Annotated in this window: 17 protein-coding genes and 1 tRNA gene; 3 read left to right on the forward strand and 15 right to left on the reverse strand. The window is 66.5% G+C overall.

Features of this window, described 5'->3' with window-relative positions:
* Positions 1-123: 123 nt before the first annotated feature.
* From pth to IPF36_RS23045, 7 genes are all read right to left on the reverse strand, one after another.
* Positions 124-720 (reverse strand): aminoacyl-tRNA hydrolase, encoded by a 597-nt coding sequence (gene pth, locus IPF36_RS23015; RefSeq protein WP_195430513.1) that lies wholly within the window; start codon positions 718-720, stop codon positions 124-126.
* A gap of 162 nt (positions 721-882) precedes the next feature.
* On the reverse strand, positions 883-1500 hold the full coding sequence (locus IPF36_RS23020) for a 50S ribosomal protein L25/general stress protein Ctc (protein ID WP_133093630.1): 618 nt from the start codon (positions 1498-1500) through the stop codon (positions 883-885).
* Positions 1501-1633: 133 nt separating this feature from the next.
* The gene (locus tag IPF36_RS23025; protein ID WP_133093631.1) at positions 1634-2587 is read right to left on the reverse strand and encodes a ribose-phosphate pyrophosphokinase; all 954 of its coding nucleotides are present in this window, start codon (positions 2585-2587) and stop codon (positions 1634-1636) included.
* Positions 2588-2684: 97 nt separating this feature from the next.
* Positions 2685-2761: transfer RNA gene (locus IPF36_RS23030), tRNA-Gln, on the reverse strand.
* 59 nt (positions 2762-2820) lie between these two features.
* Positions 2821-3705: a 4-(cytidine 5'-diphospho)-2-C-methyl-D-erythritol kinase gene (ispE, locus tag IPF36_RS23035; RefSeq protein WP_195430515.1), complete on the reverse strand. Its 885-nt coding sequence runs from the start codon at positions 3703-3705 to the stop codon at positions 2821-2823.
* Positions 3702-4310, reverse strand: coding sequence for a lipoprotein insertase outer membrane protein LolB (lolB, locus tag IPF36_RS23040; protein WP_133093633.1), 609 nt, complete (start codon positions 4308-4310; stop codon positions 3702-3704). The genes ispE and lolB overlap by 4 nt, the downstream gene beginning before the upstream one ends.
* Positions 4311-4425: 115 nt before the next feature.
* Positions 4426-6405, reverse strand: a complete 1980-nt coding sequence (locus IPF36_RS23045; protein ID WP_255519880.1) for a tetratricopeptide repeat protein — start codon at positions 6403-6405, stop codon at positions 4426-4428.
* 141 nt (positions 6406-6546) lie between these two features.
* Between IPF36_RS23045 and mutM the strand changes: the two genes are divergently transcribed.
* The 3 genes from mutM (at position 6547) to mutY (ending at position 10982) form a co-directional block, all read left to right on the forward strand.
* Complete coding sequence (gene mutM, locus IPF36_RS23050; RefSeq protein WP_133093635.1) at positions 6547-7431, forward strand: bifunctional DNA-formamidopyrimidine glycosylase/DNA-(apurinic or apyrimidinic site) lyase; 885 nt, start codon at positions 6547-6549, stop codon at positions 7429-7431.
* A gap of 299 nt (positions 7432-7730) precedes the next feature.
* Positions 7731-9680 (forward strand): dynamin family protein, encoded by a 1950-nt coding sequence (locus IPF36_RS23055; RefSeq protein WP_195430517.1) that lies wholly within the window; start codon positions 7731-7733, stop codon positions 9678-9680.
* 129 nt (positions 9681-9809) lie between these two features.
* Positions 9810-10982 carry an A/G-specific adenine glycosylase gene (gene mutY, locus IPF36_RS23060; protein WP_195430519.1) on the forward strand — a complete coding sequence of 391 codons (1173 nt, stop codon included), beginning with the start codon at positions 9810-9812 and terminating at the stop codon, positions 10980-10982.
* 18 nt (positions 10983-11000) lie between these two features.
* Here the strand turns inward: mutY and IPF36_RS23065 are convergent, their stop codons facing one another.
* The 8 genes from IPF36_RS23065 to lptB all read right to left on the reverse strand — a co-directional run bounded on the left by IPF36_RS23065 (position 11001) and on the right by lptB (position 18007).
* Positions 11001-11669, reverse strand: coding sequence for an LON peptidase substrate-binding domain-containing protein (locus IPF36_RS23065; RefSeq protein WP_133093638.1), 669 nt, complete (start codon positions 11667-11669; stop codon positions 11001-11003).
* Positions 11670-11773: 104 nt separating this feature from the next.
* A complete protein-coding gene (rapZ, locus tag IPF36_RS23070) occupies positions 11774-12661 on the reverse strand; it encodes an RNase adapter RapZ (RefSeq protein ID WP_135704362.1) in 888 nt (295 codons plus the stop codon).
* A 126-nt stretch (positions 12662-12787) separates the two neighbouring features.
* Positions 12788-13120: a PsiF family protein gene (locus IPF36_RS23075; RefSeq protein WP_133093640.1), complete on the reverse strand. Its 333-nt coding sequence runs from the start codon at positions 13118-13120 to the stop codon at positions 12788-12790.
* A gap of 178 nt (positions 13121-13298) precedes the next feature.
* The gene (gene hprK / locus IPF36_RS23080; RefSeq protein WP_063236682.1) at positions 13299-14270 is read right to left on the reverse strand and encodes an HPr(Ser) kinase/phosphatase; all 972 of its coding nucleotides are present in this window, start codon (positions 14268-14270) and stop codon (positions 13299-13301) included.
* A 79-nt stretch (positions 14271-14349) separates the two neighbouring features.
* A complete protein-coding gene (ptsN, locus tag IPF36_RS23085; RefSeq protein WP_029046777.1) occupies positions 14350-14805 on the reverse strand; it encodes a PTS IIA-like nitrogen regulatory protein PtsN in 456 nt (151 codons plus the stop codon).
* Positions 14806-15173: 368 nt separating this feature from the next.
* Positions 15174-15524 (reverse strand): ribosome-associated translation inhibitor RaiA, encoded by a 351-nt coding sequence (raiA, locus tag IPF36_RS23090; protein WP_029046778.1) that lies wholly within the window; start codon positions 15522-15524, stop codon positions 15174-15176.
* A 48-nt stretch (positions 15525-15572) separates the two neighbouring features.
* Positions 15573-17051 (reverse strand): RNA polymerase factor sigma-54, encoded by a 1479-nt coding sequence (locus IPF36_RS23095; RefSeq protein WP_133093641.1) that lies wholly within the window; start codon positions 17049-17051, stop codon positions 15573-15575.
* A gap of 155 nt (positions 17052-17206) precedes the next feature.
* Positions 17207-18007, reverse strand: coding sequence for an LPS export ABC transporter ATP-binding protein (gene lptB / locus IPF36_RS23100; protein ID WP_133093642.1), 801 nt, complete (start codon positions 18005-18007; stop codon positions 17207-17209).

Below are 18007 nucleotides of genomic sequence, written 5' to 3' on the forward strand. Positions count from 1 at the left end.
CCTATGGAAGTTTGATGACAGCTTGTCTGCAACATAAGAGTTGCAGCGCGCCAACGACAAACGGGCCGCGTGTGCGGCCCGTGTCACATGGATGTCGCAGGAATGTGCCTGCGCTGCCCGCCTTCAGCGAGTGGTGTGCAGCTGCGCCATCGCGCGTTCGGCATCGCCGCGCGCCAGCAGCCCCAGCGGATCGATGCTGCGGCCGATGGCCGCGTCGATCGCCTCCTGCTCCTCTTTGCGCGGCGGCTTGAGCACGAAGTTGACTACGTCCTCGCGGCCAGCGCCGGCGCCGCCAGGCGCATTGCGCGGATGGCCAACGCCGATGCGCAGCCGCCAGTAGTCTTGCGTGGTCAGGTGGGCCGAGATGTCCTTGAGGCCATTGTGGCCGCCCGCGCCGCCGCCACGCTTGAGCTTGACGGTGCCGGACGGCAGGTCCATCTCGTCATGGGCGACGACGATCTCGTCGGGCAGGATCTTGTAGAAGCGTGCCAGCGAAACCACGGCCAGCCCCGAGCGGTTCATGAAGGTCGAGGGCTTGAGCAGCCAGATGTCCTGGTCCCACAGCCGCGCGCGCGCGGCCAGCCCGTGAAAGCGGCCTTCCACGCGCAGCGTGGCGCCGCCCATGCGGGCAAGCTGGTCCACCAGCCAGAAGCCGGCGTTGTGCCGGGTGGCCTCGTATTCCGCACCGGGATTGCCGAGGCCGACGATGAGCTTGATCATGCGATTGACTGAGTCGTTGGCGCGCAGGACTGCGCCACAGGCGCCAAGGATACCGAAAATCCAGCCAGGTGCCGGTTCGGCGGGGTCGAAAAAAAACCGCCGCGAAGGGCGGCGGTTTTCTCAGTGGCGCGGCCCGGAAGCCGCGCCCGCTGCAGCAGCAGCTCAGGCAGCCGGCGTTTCGCCTTCGCCCTCGGCAGCGCCTTCGGCGGCCGAAGCGGCGCCAGCCGGCAGCGAGATGCTGGCGATGGCGGGGTTCTCGTCACCGTGGGTGATGACGGTCACGCCCTTCGGCAGCTTCAGGTCGGCCAGGTGCAGGGTCTGGCCCAGTTCCATCGCGCCGACGTCCACTTCGATGAACTCGGGCAGGTCGGCCGGCAGGCACGACACTTCCAGGTCGTTGACGATGTGGTTGACCAGGCCGTGGCCCAGCTTCACGCCAGGAGCGGTTTCCTGGTTCATGAAGTGCAGGGGCACCTTGACGTGGATCTTGTCGTTGGCCGACACGCGCTGGAAATCGACGTGCAGCACCAGCGGCTTGAACGGGTGCATCTGGAATGCGCGCAGCAGGGCCTTTTCCGACTTGCCAGCGACTTCCAGGTCCAGGATCGACGAGTGGAACGCTTCCTTCTTCAGGGCGTGCCACAGCGCGTTGTGATCCAGTTCGATCATCTTCGGCTCGGCGGCGCCGCCGTAGATGATGCCGGGGGTCTTGCCCGAATTGCGCAGGCGGCGGCTCGCACCCGTACCCTGTACGCTACGCTCGAAAGCGACAACTTTCATGATGACTCCAAAAGTAAAGAAGGCCGTCCGCGACCAGACAGCCTCGTTGCGGCGTGAAAAACAGAATCAGCGCCGATCAAGTCACGCTGGCCGCCGCAAAACGGCTGCCAACGCAGCAAAGCATTAAATTCTATCAGGAACCCGCAAACAGCGACATGATCGAGTCGCCCTTGACGATGCGGGTAAAGGTCTCGGCCAGCAGCGGGGCGGTCGAGAGCTGGCGGATCTTGCCGCACTTGGCCGCTTCTTCCGACAGCGGGATGGTGTCGCACACCACCACTTCGTCCAGCGACGAATCGGCGATGCGGGCAGCGGCGCCGCCGGACAGCACCGGGTGCGTACAGTACGCAAACACCTTCAGCGCGCCACGTTCCTTCAACACCTGGGCGGCCTTGCACAGCGTGCCGCCGGTGTCGATCATGTCATCCATGATGACGCAGTTGCGGCCTTCGACTTCACCGATGATGTTCATCACCTCGGCCACGTTGGCCTTGGGACGGCGCTTGTCGATGATCGCCAGGTCGCAGTTCAGTTCCTTGGCCAGCGCACGCGCACGGACCACGCCGCCGACGTCAGGCGAGACCACCAGCAGGTCGCCGTAGTTCTTCTCGCGCAGGTCGCCCAGCAGTACCGGCGATGCGTAGATGTTGTCGACGGGAATATCGAAGAAGCCCTGGATCTGGTCGGCATGCAGGTCCATCGTCAGCACGCGCTCGACGCCGGCGACTTCCAGCATGTTGGCCACGACCTTGGCCGAGATTGCCACGCGCGCCGAACGCGGGCGGCGGTCCTGGCGGGCATAGCCGAAGTAGGGCATGGCGGCGGTGATGCTGCGTGCCGAGGCGCGCTTGAGCGCGTCGACCATCACCATCAGTTCCATCAGGTTGTCGTTGGTCGGCGCGCAGGTGGACTGCAGCACGATGACGTGCTTGCCGCGAACGTTTTCCTGGATTTCAACCTGGACTTCACCGTCGGAGAAACGGCCAACCTGGGCCTTGCCTAGCGGAATGCCGAGGTGCTGTACGACAGCCTCCGCGAGTTTGGGGTTGGCGTTGCCGGTAAATACCATCAAGCCGTCGCTGCTCATTCGGGGCACCTGTCTTGCTGCTGGGGGAGCTTGGTGTCACCGGCGAAGCCGGTGACTTGGAAGATATCGTGTTCCGTTAGGACACTATAGGAAGTAATGGCAGGGGAAGAAGGATTCGAACCTTCGAATGCCGGAATCAAAATCCGGTGCCTTGACCAACTTGGCGACTCCCCTACACAACCGGGCCGTTCTTCGTGGTACCAAACTACCGTACCGCGCCGAACGATAACTTGCTATGCGAGCGCTGCGAGCGGGTGATGTGCCAGACTCCTCACACACCTGCCATCCCATTCGGGAGGCAACCTTTCCAAAACCTGCTGCGCTGTCTTTGCGTCAGGAAAACGCGCAAACACGCAGGCTCCGGATCCGGTCATCCTGGCATGCTGATTGTATTGCTTCAGCCATTCCAGGGCTCGGGCGACTTCGCCGAACTTCGCTGTTGCTATCGGTTCCAGGTCGTTGCGACCGAAATCGAATTTGTTTGTGCGAGCAGCGAAGACCGCAATTATGGAGATGGGCGTATCCCTTGTCAAGCGCTGGTCCGAAAAAATTTCAGACGTCGGCACATGCTGTTTCGGATGGATGACCACGAACCAGCTTTCGGGCAGCGCCACCGCGGTCAGCTGCTCGCCCACGCCCTCGGCGAATGCGTTCTGGCCGAACACAAACACCGGCACGTCCGCACCCAGCGCCAGGCCGATGCGCATCAGCTCCTCGCGCGACAGGCCCAGGCCCCAGAGGTGGTTCAGCGCCAGCAGCGTGGTCGCGGCATCCGACGAGCCGCCGCCGATGCCGCCGCCCATCGGCAGCACCTTGTCGATCTCGATGTCGGCGCCGAAGGGGGTGCCCGTGGCAGCCTGCAACGCGCGCGCGGCGCGCACGACCAGGTCGCTGTCGGCGGGCACGCCGGGCACGTCGGTGATGCGCGCCACGATGCCATCGTCGCGCCGGCGGAAATGCAGCGTGTCGCTCCAGTCGACCAGCTGGAACACGGTCTGTAGCGTGTGGTAGCCGTCGGCGCGGCGCCCGGTCACGTGCAGGAACAGGTTGAGTTTCGCGGGCGCGGGACAGTCGCGCAGTTCGGGTGGCGGCAGTGCCGGGGTCCGGTCAGGGGTCATGGCGTCTGGGGATCGATGACGAGCCGCACCGACAGCGGATTGCTGCCGGAGTCGCGCGCGAGGTCGATGCGGCGCGGCAGCGCCGCGGCGGTGCTTGCGGGCTGCGTGTCCTGCCACGCGACGTAGCGCACGGTCCAGCCGTTCTGCGCCAGCGTCGACAGGCGCCCCTGCTCGTCGCGCGTGGCGCGCGCGGGCGATCCCTGCGCGGCGCGGCCATGCAGCCAGTCGCGCATGCCGGCCACCGGCAGCGCGAAGCCGAGCGCGTCTTCCATCAGCGTGTCGACCTCGGGCGCGTTGCGCGGCGGCTGGTTGGGCAGGTCCAGCGTGGCGCCGGACGGCGTGGCGGTGACCACTGCCAGCGTCTGGCCCAGCGGCGAGACCAGGTCGAGCCGCACGTTGCGGCCTTGCTCTTCCCAGCGGAAGCTGCCGGTCACGCCTTCGTCGCGGCCGTAGCGCTGGTAGTTGGCCGAGAAGCGGCCGGTGTATTGCCGGCTTGCGCTGGATTCGCCGGCATCGAAGCCGCGCGACGGTGCCACGCTGGCGCACGCCTGCAGCAGCAATGGGGCGCCCAGGCAAAGCAGTGCCAGGCGTCTGGTTCGATTCATGGGCATGGTCGTGGAGCGGCGGCGCGCGGCGGCGGCCGCCGGACTGACGGAAATCCCGTGCCGCGCCTGGCAACGCAAGCGCGCGGCAAGCGGGGGCACGGGATCAGGAGGTTGGTTACTTGGCCAGCTGCACGTCGAACTTGTACCTGCGCAGCGTATCGACCAGGGTTTCGTTCTCGGGATCGATGCGCATGGCCTCGGTCCAGGTCTTGCGCGCTTCCTCGTGCTCGCCGAGCTGCCACAGCACCTCGCCCAGGTGCGCGCCGATCTCGGCCTCGGGCGCCTTGGAGTAGGCGTTGCGCAGCAGGTCCGCTGCGGGGCGCAGCTCGCCCATGCGGAATTTGACCCAGGCCAGGCTGTCCATGATGTAGGGATCGTCCGGGCCCAGCTCGGAGGCGCGTTCCAGCAGGCTGCGCGCTTCGGGCAGGCGTTCGTTGCGGTCGGCGAGCGAGTAGCCGAGCGCGTTGTAGCCCTGCTTCTGCTGCGGCTGCAGCGCGATCACGCGGCGCAGGCCCTTTTCCATGCTGTCGTAGCGCTTCTGGCGCTCGTCGAGCATGGCCAGCTCGTAGATCCAGTCGGCGTTGTCGGGCTCGGCGGCGACGCGGTCGTCGAGCAGCTTGCGTGCTCGGTCGTAAGCCTTGGTCTCCATCAGCGTGGCCACCTCGGCCTGGCGGATCGCCATGACGCGCTGCGCGCGCTGGCCCGGGTCGGGGATTTCCTCGGCATCGGCAAGCATCTCGCCGAACAGTGCCTGCGCATCGTCGAGCTTGCCCAGGCGTGCCAGCAGCTGCGCGCGCTTGGCGGTGGCCGCGGGCGCCAGGCGGATGTCCTCGATGCGGTCCAGCCACTGGATCGCGCCGGCATAGTCCTTACGTTCCTCGGCAATCTGCGCAAGGTACTGGTAGGCGATGTCGGGATTGGCCGTGGGTTGCTTCTCGACCAGCTGCAGGTACTCCTGCAGGTATTGCTCGGCTTCGCTGTAGTTCTTGGCCTGCAGGCTCGTGAGCCCCAGCGCCAGTGGCACGCGCGGATCGGCGGGCGCCACCTTGCGCAAGGTCTCGAACTCCTGCCGTGCCGCCTGCATGTCGTTGCGCAGCAGGTACAGGCGCGCCAGCGTGATATGGCCGTTGACCGATTCGGGCGACTTGTCAAGGAAGCGCTTCAGGATGGCGACGGCTTCGTCGGGCTCCTTTTCGGCGCGCAGCTCGGCGGCCATCAGCGCGGCGGCCTCAAAGCCCGGGCGCAGCTTCAGTGCCTGGTCCAGCGCGGCGATCGCGCCCGGCACGTCGCCGGCGATTTCGCGCGCGCGCGCCAGCGCCAGGTGGGTTTCCGGCAGTTTCGTATCGTTGCGCGTCAGTTCCTGCAGCAACGTGGCCGCGCCGGCGGGATCGCTGGTGCGCGACAGCTGCTGCTGCATCTGCAGGATGGCGTCGCCGCGGTGGCTGGCGGGTACGGCGGCGAGCTGCTGCTGCAGCAGCGGGCGGGCATCGTCCCAGCGTCCGTTCAGCACCAGCAGCGTCGACAGGACCTGCGCGGCGGCGGGCGAATTGGGCGAGATTTCACGCCACAGCCGGGCCGCATCCAACGCCTGCTGCGGGATGCGCGCGTTGAAGGCGATCTCGGTGGCGCGCTGCGCGAAGCGCGGGTCGCGGGTCTGCCGCGCCAGTTCGAGGTAGGTGCGGTAGGCCGGCCCGACCAGGCCGCGCTGCATGGAAATCTCGGCCGCCAGCACCATATAGACGATGTCGTCGGTCAGTTCCAGCGACGGCAGCGGGCTGCGTGCCGGCTTGGCGGTGCTGCTGGCGGGGCGCGCGTCATCGGAGGCGGCGATCTGCATCTGCGCAAGCTGCGGCATCTGCGCAAGCTGCGGCAGCGGCACGTCGCCGGCCGGAGGTGCCGCATGCGCGGCGCCGGCCAGCGCGAGCAGTGCCGCGGCGCCCAGCGCACGTGCGTGGCGGCGGGTTCTGGCAAAGGCTCCCGCGGCGCCCGCCGTGGGCGAAAATGCGCCCTCGTGCACGGGGATGCCGCACTGGGAGGCTTGCAATGTGGCGTCCGGCATCAGGTCCGGCGTCAGGTCCAACTTCAGGTCCGACATGTATCGAGTGCTCCGGGCGCGCGCTGGCGAAGGAATGGATAAAGGCATTGTAGCCTGCCGCTACAATGCGCTGCTTGGCGCGCCGGCCCATGGCCAGCAAGGCCGGCAGGAGTTTGGAGCGCTAACCAACGGAGAGGTTCGATGCCTGAATTGCCCGAGGTCGAAGTGACCCGGCGCGGCTTGCTGCCGCATGTGGTGGGACGGCGCATTGAAGCGGTGACGGTGCGCCACCGCGGGTTGCGCTGGCCGGTCGAGCCGGACCTCGAAGCCCGCCTGGCGCAGCGCGTGGTGCGCCGGATCGAACGCCGCGGCAAATACCTGCTGCTCGAGTGTGTCAGCGACGATCCCGCCGAACCGGCCGGCTGGCTGCTGGTGCATCTCGGCATGACCGGCACGCTCAGGGTGTTGCCGCAGGCGCCGCCACCCGGCGCCCACGACCACCTGGACATGGTGCTGGCCGCTGGTGCAGAGGGTGTAGTGGCGGCGGAGGGCGCCGGGGGCCGGCTGGTGCTGCGCTTTCGCGATCCGCGCCGCTTCGGCGCGGTGCTGTGGACCACGCTGCCCGAGCACGAACTGCCATCCCACCCGCTGCTGCGCACGCTCGGCATCGAGCCCTTCGATGCTGCCTTCGACGGCGCCTGGCTGCACCGCCACACGCGCGGCCGCAGTGCCGCCATCAAGACGGTGTTGCTGGCCGGCGGCATCGTCGTCGGGGTCGGCAACATCTACGCTTCGGAAAGCCTGTTCCGCGCCGGCATCCGCCCGACCACGCCGGCTGGCCGCCTCAGCCGTGCGCGTTGCGACCGGCTGGCGCAGGCCGTGCGCGAGACCCTGGCGCAGGCGATCGAGCGCGGCGGCAGCACGCTGCGCGATTTCGTCGGCAGCGACGGCGCCAGCGGCTACTTCCAGCTCGATTGCTTTGTCTACGACCGGGCCGGCCAGCCGTGCCGGGTCTGCGCCACGCCCGTGCGCCAGATCGTGCAGGGCCAGCGTTCCACCTTCTACTGCCCCAACTGCCAGCACTGAGCCAGCACTGAGCCGGCACTGACCGGTGGCCGCCATTACGATGCGCCGTGTGGCGCACAATGCGCGCCGGCGGCGATTGTCGATGGCTCGGCGCAACACTCTGCCCGCACGCCATTCACAAGGGACGCGAATTCCACAAAACCGCCGTGGAAACCTGTATCGTGTGCGCAGTTATAAAAAGTTACAAAAATGGAACAGATTGGCTCGCCCGGGTCGCGGCGGGCCGGCAGTGCGGGAACACGGGCACGCCTCCGCCGGCGGCGGCCCCGAGGCAAAAACCGAGTCAGCCGAACAGCTCCATGACAACGCTCGCCCACCAATTCGAACAATACGGCGCCTGGAGAACGGGGGTCCTCCAGTCCCTGGCCGAATTCCAGTCGTGGCTGCAGCAGCACGACCTGTACGACGCGCAGGCCGACGACCGCGTGCAGCGCATCCAGAACGTGCTGCGCAGCGACCGGCTCAAGGTCGCCTTCATTGCGGAGTTCTCGCGCGGCAAGAGCGAACTGATCAATGCGATCTTCTTCGCCGACTACGGGCGCCGCATCCTGCCGTCGTCGGCGGGCCGCACCACGATGTGCCCGACCGAGCTGCGCTACGACGAGGCCGAGCCGCCTTGCATCCGGCTGCTGCCGATCGAGACCAGGCTCCAGGACGCTTCGACCGCGGATTTTCTCGAGGCCGGCCCGTCGGCACACTGGCATACGGTGCCGCTGGATCCGTCCTCGCCCGAGGGTATGCTCGAAGCCTTCCAGCACGTGGTCCAGACCGTGCGCGTGCCGCCGCAGCAAGCCGAGGCGCTGGGCCTCTACCATGAGAGCGACCCCGACGCCGCCTACGCGGTCGATGCCGAGGGCATGGTCGAGATATCCCGCTGGCGCCATGCGGTGATCAATTTCCCGCATCCGCTGCTGCGCCAGGGGCTGGTCATCCTGGACACGCCGGGGCTGAACGCGATCGGCACCGAGCCCGAGCTGACGCTGCGCCTGATCCCTGACGCGCACGTGGTGGTGTTCGTGCTGGCCGCCGATGCCGGCGTGACCAAGAGCGACCTGGAACTGTGGCGCACCCACGTGGACGCCGGCCACCGGCGCGGCTGCCTGGCCGTGCTCAACAAGATCGACGGGCTGTGGGACCCGCTGCGCCAGCCGGCCGAGATCGCCGGCGAGATCGGGCGGCAGGTCTCGAGCACGGCGCAGGTGCTGGGCATCGAGCAGGCGCGTGTCTATCCCGTGTCGGCACAGAAGGGCCTGGTGGCAAAGGTCACGCACGACGACGCGCTGCTGGCGCGCAGCGGCTTGCCGGAGTTCGAGCATGTGCTGTCCGACCAGCTGATCCCGCGGCGGCGCGACATCGTCTCCGATCAGGTCCACCGCCAGGCGCAGGACATGGCGCGGGCCGCGCAGCAGCTGCTGCAGAGCCGCCGCCGCGATATCGTCGAGCAACTGTTCGAGCTGCGCGGGCTGCGCGGCAAGAACCACGCGATGGTCAAGCACATGCTGATGCGCGTGCAGGGCGAGAAGGAAGAGTTCGAGCAGAGCATCAGCAAGTTCCAGGCTCTGCGGCTGGTGTTCGGCCGCCACAGCGCCGACATCATCAAGAGCCTGCAGCTGCGCGACGTGCGCCGGACCATGCGGACCGCGCGCGAGCAGATGAAGGAGCGCTTCTTCTCGCGCGGCCTGCGCGAGGACATGGATGCGCTGTTCGCCCAGCTCACCGCGCTGGTGACCGATGCCGACAACAAGATCGGGCAGTTGCACCAGCTGATCGAAAGCATGTACCGGCGCTTCAATGCCGAGCATGGCTTCACGCTGCCCACGCCGATGCAGTTCACCGCCGAGCGCTACGTGGCCGAGCTGCAGGTAACGCTGCGGCTGGTGCATGCGCACTTCGGCACGGTCAGCATGCTGACGCGCTCGCGGCCGCAACTGGTGCAGAACGCATTCAGCACCATGGCCAGCCGCGTGCTGGAGAACTTCCGCGACCTGAATCGCGATATCGAGGTGTGGCTCAAATCGGTGATGACGCCGCTCGAGGCGCAGGTGCGCGAGCACCAGAAGCAGTTGCGCCGGCGCGTCGATTCGATCGAGCGCATCCACGAAGCGACCGATACGCTGGAAAGCCGTATCGCGGAGCTCGAGGAGGTGCTGAACGGGCTGGATGAGCGCAGCGGCAAGATCGAGGGGTTTGCGCAACGCCTGCTGCGGCCGGCGGGCGTGGCGGAGCAGGCGAGCCTGGCGGTGGCGTGACGGGAAGCGGCTGGCGGTAGGCGTATTTCAGGGCCGGTATATCATGTAGCGCCGCGTACAGCGGCGCTTTTTTTGACACGTTCGCACGCTGCTGGCCCAACACCAGCCCCACACCACAAGCCGTACCCCATGCCCCGCAAGTCCGCCCCCCGAGCCACCGCACCCATCCCCGACGACATCCAGGTGCCCCCCGATTTCGGCGCACGGGTCGTCAACTGGCAACGCTGCCACGGCCGGCACGACCTGCCGTGGCAGAACACGCGCGACGCCTACCGCATCTGGCTGTCGGAAATCATGCTGCAGCAGACCCAGGTCAGCGCGGTGATCGAGTATTTCCAGCGCTTTGTCGCTACATTGCCGACGGTGCAGGCACTGGCCGCCGCGCCCGCGGACCAGGTGATGGCCCTTTGGGCCGGCCTTGGCTACTACTCGCGCGCGCGCAACCTGCACCGCTGCGCCATGCAGGTGGTCAGCGAGCACGGCGGCGTTTTCCCGACCGATCCCGCGGTACTGGCGACGCTGCCCGGCATCGGCCGCTCGACCGCGGCGGCGATCGCTGCCTTCAGCGCCGGCGTACGCTCGCCGATTCTCGACGGCAACGTCAAGCGCGTGTTTGCGCGCTGCTTCGGCATCCATGGCCACCCGGGCGAGCGCGCGGTGGAAACGCGCATGTGGCAGCTGGCCGAGATCGCGCTGCCCGCAGCGGGCACGCGCCAGGCCGAAGACATGGTCGCCTATACGCAAGGGCTGATGGACCTCGGCGCGACGGTTTGCTCGCGCGGCAAGCCGGCATGCCTGGCCGATGCCGGCGCGTGCCCGCTGTCCGCCGACTGCGTGGCGCGCCGCGAAGGGTTGACCGGCGTGCTGCCCACGCCAAAGCCGCGCGCCGCGATCCCCGAGCGCAGCACGGTGATGCTGATGGTGCGGCGCGAGCGTGAAGTGCTGTTGCGGCTGCGCCCCGGCAGCGGCATCTGGGGCGGCCTGTGGAGCCTGCCCGAGATGCCGGTCGACACCGTGCCCTTCGATACGGAAGCCGCCGAAGCCGCCGCGCTCGACTACGCCCGCGCCTATGGCGTACCCGTGCGCGCCGCGATGGCGGGCGAACTGACCCACGTCTTCACGCACTTCCGCCTGTTGATCCGCGCGATTCGCGTCGATGTGGGGCCAGGTGAGCTGATGGCGCAGGACAGCGCCACGGAAGCGGCACAGCGCTGGCTCTCGCTCGACGATCTCGATGCGCTGGGCACGCCCGCGCCGGTGCGCAGGCTGCTGGAAGACCAGGCCCGCGGCGGCCTGTTCTGAAGCCGGCCGCGGCGCCGCTCAGACGATGTGGTTCTGCCGCATGTAGCGGTGCACGATCTCGATGCGCATGCCCGCGTCAGGCAGCGCCATCAGCATCTGCTTGGCCTTCAGCGGCACCGGCAGCAGTTCGCACAGCCGGTTGGCGACCCAGCTGGGATCGTCCCACAGGTAAGGCTCATCGAACGGCATCCGGTCGGGCTGCTCGGCATGCAGCCGCGTCACGATGCGGCGCAGCGCGTCCAGGCATTCGCCCAGCAGCTCGAGCTTGCAGTCGATGATGTCGGCGGGCAGCACCTGCGCACGCGCCACCAGCAGGCCGTCGTCGCGGGTCTCGTGGCTGATGATCTGGAAACGCTCGCGCCCGCGCGCGCGGATCAGCAGCACGCCCAGCTGCTCCATGTTGCAATCGACGATTTCGGCCAGGCAGCCCACGGACTCCGGCACGGTCGCCTTGCCTGGCCGCGCCACTTCTTCGCCGCTCTCGATCAGGCAGGCGCCGAACGGCGTGCCGTCGCGCAGGCAGTTGCGCACCATGTCGACGTAGCGCGCCTCGAACACGCGCAACGGCAGCCGGCCACCGGGAAAGAGCACGGTGTGCAGCGGGAACAGCGGGAGGTTGTCTAGCGTCTGCGGCTCGGGGTCGGACCCGGCGGACGAGGTGGGGCGGTAGAGGTCGGTGGAAGACATGCGGTGCCAGCGTGCATAAGGGGATGCAGTGGGATGCCAGAATGCAGCAACGGCGCGCCGCCGGACCGTACGCCGCCAGTGCCCCCAGGCACGCGCGCTTGGCGTCAGCCCGCCGGCGCGAGCTCTCGGTGTCTCACCAGCACATTACCATGCGCGCGGAAATAGTTGGCGAGCCTTTCCGCAATATAGACCGAGCGATGCTGCCCGCCGGTACAGCCGATGGCGACGGTCAGGTAGCTGCGGTTGTCGGCGATGAAACTTGGCAGCCACTTTTCCACATAGGCGCGGATATCCTCGGCCATCGCCAGCACCATCGGCTGCGCCTGCAGGAAATCGATCACCGGCGTGTCGCGCCCCGTCAGCGGGCGCAGCGCCAGGTCGTAATAGGGGTTGGGCAGCGAGCGCACGTCGAACACCATGTCGGCGTCGCTGGGCACGCCGTGCTTGAAGCCGAAGGATTCGAACAGCAGCGTCAGGCGCTCGCTGTCGTTGCGGATCAGCTCCTTGATCCAGCTGCGCAGCGTATTGGTGCGCACATTGCTGGTATCGATGCGGTGCGCGGCCTCGGCCAGCGGGCTCAGCAGCTCGCGCTCCATCTCGATCGCTTCCATCAGCGCGGTGTCGTTGAAGGCGGGCTCGCCGCCGGGGCTTGCCACGCCACCATCGGTGCGGATCGACAGCGGATGGCGCCGGCGCGTCTCGGAGTAGCGTTGCACCAGCGCGTCCGTGCTGGCCGTCAGGAACAGCACCTCGACCTGGTGCTCGCCGGCGAGCGTGCGCACCGTATCGGGCAACTGGTCGAGCGACTCGCGGCTGCGGATGTCGGTGGCAATGCCCAGGTGCGTATAGCCCTGGCTGGAAAGGTAGCGGGCCAGTTCCGGGATGAACTGCGCCGGCAGGTTGTCCACGCAGTAGTACCCCGCATCTTCGAGGACGTTCAGTGCGACGGACTTGCCGGAACCGGAAATGCCGGTGATGAGGATGATGCGCATAGCAACTGAAGCATAGCATCACGTGATGGCCGCGTCATGACAGGGGGATGACTGCGGACCCGGAAACAACGATGGCGAACCTTGCGGTCCGCCATTGCCGTGGTTTGCTTCGGAAGAAGACCTGCTTCAGGCCGACTTCGACAGGCACTCCTTCATGTACGCCTTGTATTCGTCGCCCTTCTTGCCCTTGCCTTCCTTGCTGCAGGCAGCCATCTTTTCCTGCTGGGTCTTGGGCGTGGCGTCCGGCTTGGCCGACAGGCATTGCTTCATAAACGCCTTGCGCTCGTCGCCCTTCTTGTCGCCGGCCTGCGTATTGCAGGTCTTCATCTTTTCCTGCTGCGCGGTGGGCGCCTTGGCGGCGTCCTTTGCCGGGGCGGCCGGTGCCGACGCCGACTGGGCGAAGGCCACGGATGCCAGCAGCGGGGTGACCAGCGCGCACATCGCGATCAGTTTCTTCATGCTCGCTCTCCTTGGTGTGGAAAACATCACGGCCGCACGGTGTCAGGGGCTCGTGGCGGCCTTGGAATGGGCTCGATGCCCATTACAGCACAAAACGGCAGACCGGACGTCGGCGTTGACGGCGGGGGAGGCCGCCGTTGTAAGCAATTGAAAACGCGTGCGCGGGCAATCAGCCCGCTCAGAGCAGGCGGCCCTGGCCGCGCGAGACCGCATCGGCCTGCATCGCGGCGCGCTGGCGGTCCATGAAATCGCGCAGCGTGTCGATGCCGCGCAGGCGCAGGATGGTGTTGCGCACGGCGGCCTCGACCAGCACGGCGAGGTTGCGGCCGGCCGCCACCTGGATCTTGACCATGTGGATCGGCAGGCCCAGCACGTCGAGGTATTGCGAATCGAGCGGCAGGCGCTCGAACTCGCCGTCGTTGCGGCGCACCAGCTGCACCACCAGCTTGATCTTCATCTTCCGCCGCACCGCGGTCTCGCCGAAGATGGTCTTGATGTCGAGCAGGCCAAGGCCGCGCACTTCGAGCAGGTTCTGCAGCAGCGGCGGGCAACGCCCCTCGATGAAGTCCGGCCCCAGCCGCACGAAGTCGACCGCGTCGTCAGCCACCAGGCCGTGGCCGCGCGAAATCAGTTCCAGGCCCAGTTCGCTCTTGCCCAGGCCCGATTCGCCCATGATCAGCACGCCCATGCCGAGGATGTCGAGGAACACTCCGTGCATGGTCACGCGCGGCGCGGAAATGCGCGACAGGTACAGCCGCAGGTGGTCGATCACCGCGGCCGACGACACCGGCGTGGTGAACAGCGGCGTGGAAGAGCGCGTACAGCGCAGCTCCAGGTCCGGCGGCGGCTCCATGCCGTCGGCCACCACCAGGAAAGGCGGCTCCAGCAGGATCAGCTCGCCCATCTGGCGCTTGCGGATATCGTCGTCCAGCCGCTGGTAGTAGGTGATCTCGGGCTTGCCGAGCACCTGGATGCGGTTGGGGTGGATCAGGTTCAGGTGGCCCACCAGGTCCGCGGCCGAGGTGGCTTCGCGGGCGAATTCCACGTCGAAGGCGCGGTCCGCACCTTCTAGGCCGGCGACCCATGAGAGTTTGAGGTCGGCTGCGTTGTCGTCGAAGATGGACTGGGAGGTGACGCCGGTGAGTTCCATGCGGGTATGACGTGTGGGGCGGTGTGCCAGGCGCTGTGCCTGTCCGGTCTGTGCCGGCCCGTTCAGGTCAATCGGTGAATCAGGGATGCCATTCGGTCAGCAACTGGTGCACGGCTTCGGAAGTGGGCAACGTCGCCAGTCCTTCGCGCATGTCGCGATCCGACAGCAGCTGCGCGATCTCGGACAGGATTTCCAGGTGCTGCTGCGTGGCCTGTTCCGGCACCAGCAGGAAAATCAGCAGCGATACCGGCTTGCCGTCGGGCGATTCGAACGGAATCGGTTCGGCCAGGCGCATGAAGGCGGCCAGCGGCTGCTTGAGCCCCTTGATGCGGCCGTGAGGGATCGCCACGCCGGCGCCAAGTCCGGTGGAGCCCAGTGACTCGCGCGCAAACAGGTTGTCCGTCACGGTGGCGCGCGCCACGCCATGGTTGTTCTCGAAGAGGAGCCCGGCCTGCTCGAACACACGCTTCTTGCTGGTGACGCTGACGTCGAGGGTGATGTTGCCGGGTGGCAGCAATTTGGCCAAACGATTCATGGGCGATGCGCAGGAGTTCAGTTAGCGGGCGGTTCCGCCGTTCCGCCGGGCAGTGTGTGGCTCAGGGGCTGCCGGTCGCCGGCAACGCCGAGGCGTCCGGCCATTATAGAGCAGCAGCCTCCCTGTGATTGTGCAGCGCAGCGCCGCCCGGTTGGCGTCCGCACCTTAACCGGGCGCGGGCAGGATGCGGCCCTGCATGTATGGCGCAGCATACACCCTGCCGCGGCCGTTGCGAACACTCCGTCTCAAACGGGTGACAGGCCCTTTGCGCAGGCGCCACAGCGCCGCAGGCGCAAAAAAGCCGCGCTACGCGCGGCTTGCCTGTTCAGTTTTGATTCAGCGGCCCTCTGCGGGGCCACCGGGCACGCTCATTGCTGCATCTGCGCTGCGGCCATCTGGTACTTGACCGCTTCGCGGTCGTGGCCTTGCACGCGGTCCTTGTAGCGCAGTACCTGACGGTCCAGCTTGTCGACTAGTGCGTCGATCGCTGCATACAGGTCTTCATGATGCGCTTCAACGAAGATGTCCTTGCCCCTGAGATGTAGATTGATTTCCGCATATTGCCGCCTGTCCTTTTCCTTGTGATTGTCGACAGAGAGCAGCACGCTAACGCCAATGACCTGATCGAAATGCCTGACGATTCGCTCCAGCTTCGTTTCCACGTACTCACGCAACGGCGGCGTGATGTCAAGGTGGTGTCCACTGATCTTGAAGTTCATAGCGCTTCTCCTTCTGAAAGAGCCTCACCAGGCAGGCGGTGGGCTCGGCTACAAAGACTTGCGGAGATTCACTGCGGGGATCTTCAGGGCTTCGCGATATTTGGCTACGGTGCGTCGTGCGACAACGAAGCCTTGCTCACCCAGCAGTTCGGCGATGCGACTGTCGGAAAGGGGATTCCTCGGGTCTTCGGCTCCTATCAGTTGCTTGATCAAGGCGCGGATGGCCGTTGATGAAGCCGCGCCACCGGTCTCGGTGGACACGTGGCTGCCGAAGAAGTACTTCAGTTCGAAAGTACCCATCGGCGTTGCCATGTATTTATTGGTCGTCACCCGGGAGATGGTTGACTCGTGTAATCCCAGTGTATCGGCAATCTCCCGCAAAACCAAGGGGCGCATGGCGATTTCGCCGTGCGTGAAAAAGTTCTTTTGACGCTCGACAATGGCCTGCGAGACACGCAGGATCGTGTCGAACCTTTGCTGGATATTCTTGATCAGCCAGCGCGCTTCCTGCAGTTTCTGCTGCAGGCCTGCGGTACCCGACTCGCCCTTGGCGCCGCGCAGGATCTGCGCGTACATGTCATTGATGCGCAGCCGCGGCATCACATCCGGATTGAGCTGCGCGATCCAGCCGCTGCCGCTCTTGCGCACGAACACATCGGGCACGACGAAGTCGGCTTCGGGGCGGCTGTATGCGTGGCCCGGGTAGGGTGCCAGCGAGCGGATCAGTTCATGCGCGGCCTTGAGTGCAGGCTCGTCTACCTGCAGCGCTTTTTTCAGGCGCGTGTAGTCGCGCACGGCCAGCAGCTCGAGGTGGTTATGCACGATGTTCAGCGCCAGCTCGCGCTGCGGATGCTGCAGCCGGCGCAATTGCAGGCCCAGGCACTCGGCCGCGTTGCGCGCGCCGACGCCCGGCGGGTCGAAGCTCTGCAGCAGCGTCAGCATCGCTTGTACTTCCTCGATCTCGAATTCGAGTTCTTCGGGCAGTTCGGCGCAGATCTCTTCGAGCGTCGCGCTCAGGTAGCCGTCGTCGTCGAGCGATTCGATCAGGAAGATGGCCAGGCCCTTGTCGCGCACCGAGATCTTCAGCGGCGTGAGCTGTTCCATCAGGTATTCGCGCAGCGTGGGCTCGGCCTCACGCAGCTGCATCGGCGTCTTCTCGTCTTCGTCGCCTTGCGGGCGGCGCGCGAAATCGTCGAGGCTCCAGTCGCCGCCATAGTCGTCGCCGCTGTTGCTGTCGCCGTAGCTGTCGTCATCGCCCGCGCCCTCGGCGCGCGCCTCGCCGTTGCCTTGCGGTTCGGCCGGTGCCGGCGCGGGCGCGCTCTGCAGGTTGACCGAGCCATCGGCGGCCACGCGCAGCGGGCTTTCGATCCAGTCGTTCTCGCGTTCGAGCAGGGGGTTTTCCGTGAGCGCCTGTTCGACTTCCTGCTGCAATTCCAGCGTCGAAAGCTGCAACAGCCTGATCGACTGCTGCAGTTGCGGCGTCAGTGCCAGGTGCTGGGAGAGGCGGAGCTGTAGCGACGGTTTCATGCGACCTATTTTATGCGCATCTTTCCGTTGTTGGAACGGAAATTGCTATCGATGTCGCGGCTTGATCGACGCCGGCAGTGGGCTGTCCCACATGCAGATGATGGGGGTGAAACCAGGCAGAATCAATGGCCTGCCGCCGCGGGCAGGCCAGTACATCACATGCGGAAGTTTTCGCCCAGGTAGACGCGCCGCACCGATTCGTTGGCGATGATCTCTTCGGGCCGCCCGGCGGCAAGCACGGTGCCTTCGCTGATGATGTACGCGTGGTCGCAGATGCCAAGCGTCTCGCGCACGTTGTGGTCGGTGATCAGCACGCCGATGTTGCGCGCCTTCAGGAAGCTGACGATGCGCTGGATCTCGCCCACTGCGATCGGGTCCACGCCGGCGAACGGTTCATCCAGCAGGATGAAGCGCGGCGACGATGCCAGCGCGCGCGCGATTTCCACGCGGCGGCGTTCGCCGCCCGACAGCGACAGCGCCGGGTTGTTGCGCAGGTGCGCGATCTGCAGGTCGTCGAGCAGCGCGTCGAGCCTGCGGTCGATCTCGGCCCTGGCCAGCGGCTTGCCGTTTTCCACCTGCAGCTCGAGCACGGCGCGGATGTTTTCCTCGACGTTGAGCTTGCGGAAGACCGATGCTTCCTGCGGCAGGTAAGACAGGCCCATGCGCGCGCGTTCGTGGATCGGCAGGCCGCTGATGTGGTCGCCGTCGAGCACGATATCGCCCTCGTCCAGGTTCACCAGCCCCACGATCATGTAGAACGAGGTGGTCTTGCCCGCGCCGTTGGGGCCGAGCAGGCCAACCACTTCGCCGCTCTTCACGTCCAGCGAGACATCCTTGACCACCGTGCGCGAGCCATAGCGCTTCTTCAGGTGGCGCACGACCAGCGTGCTGCCGCCTTCGAGGACGGCCGTGGCTTGGACGGAAGGCTTTTCGGCGATGGTGGCGGTATCGGTCAT

The organism is Cupriavidus sp. IK-TO18 (assembly GCF_015549295.1).
GTDB classification, from domain to species: Bacteria; Pseudomonadota; Gammaproteobacteria; order Burkholderiales; family Burkholderiaceae; genus Cupriavidus; species Cupriavidus oxalaticus_A.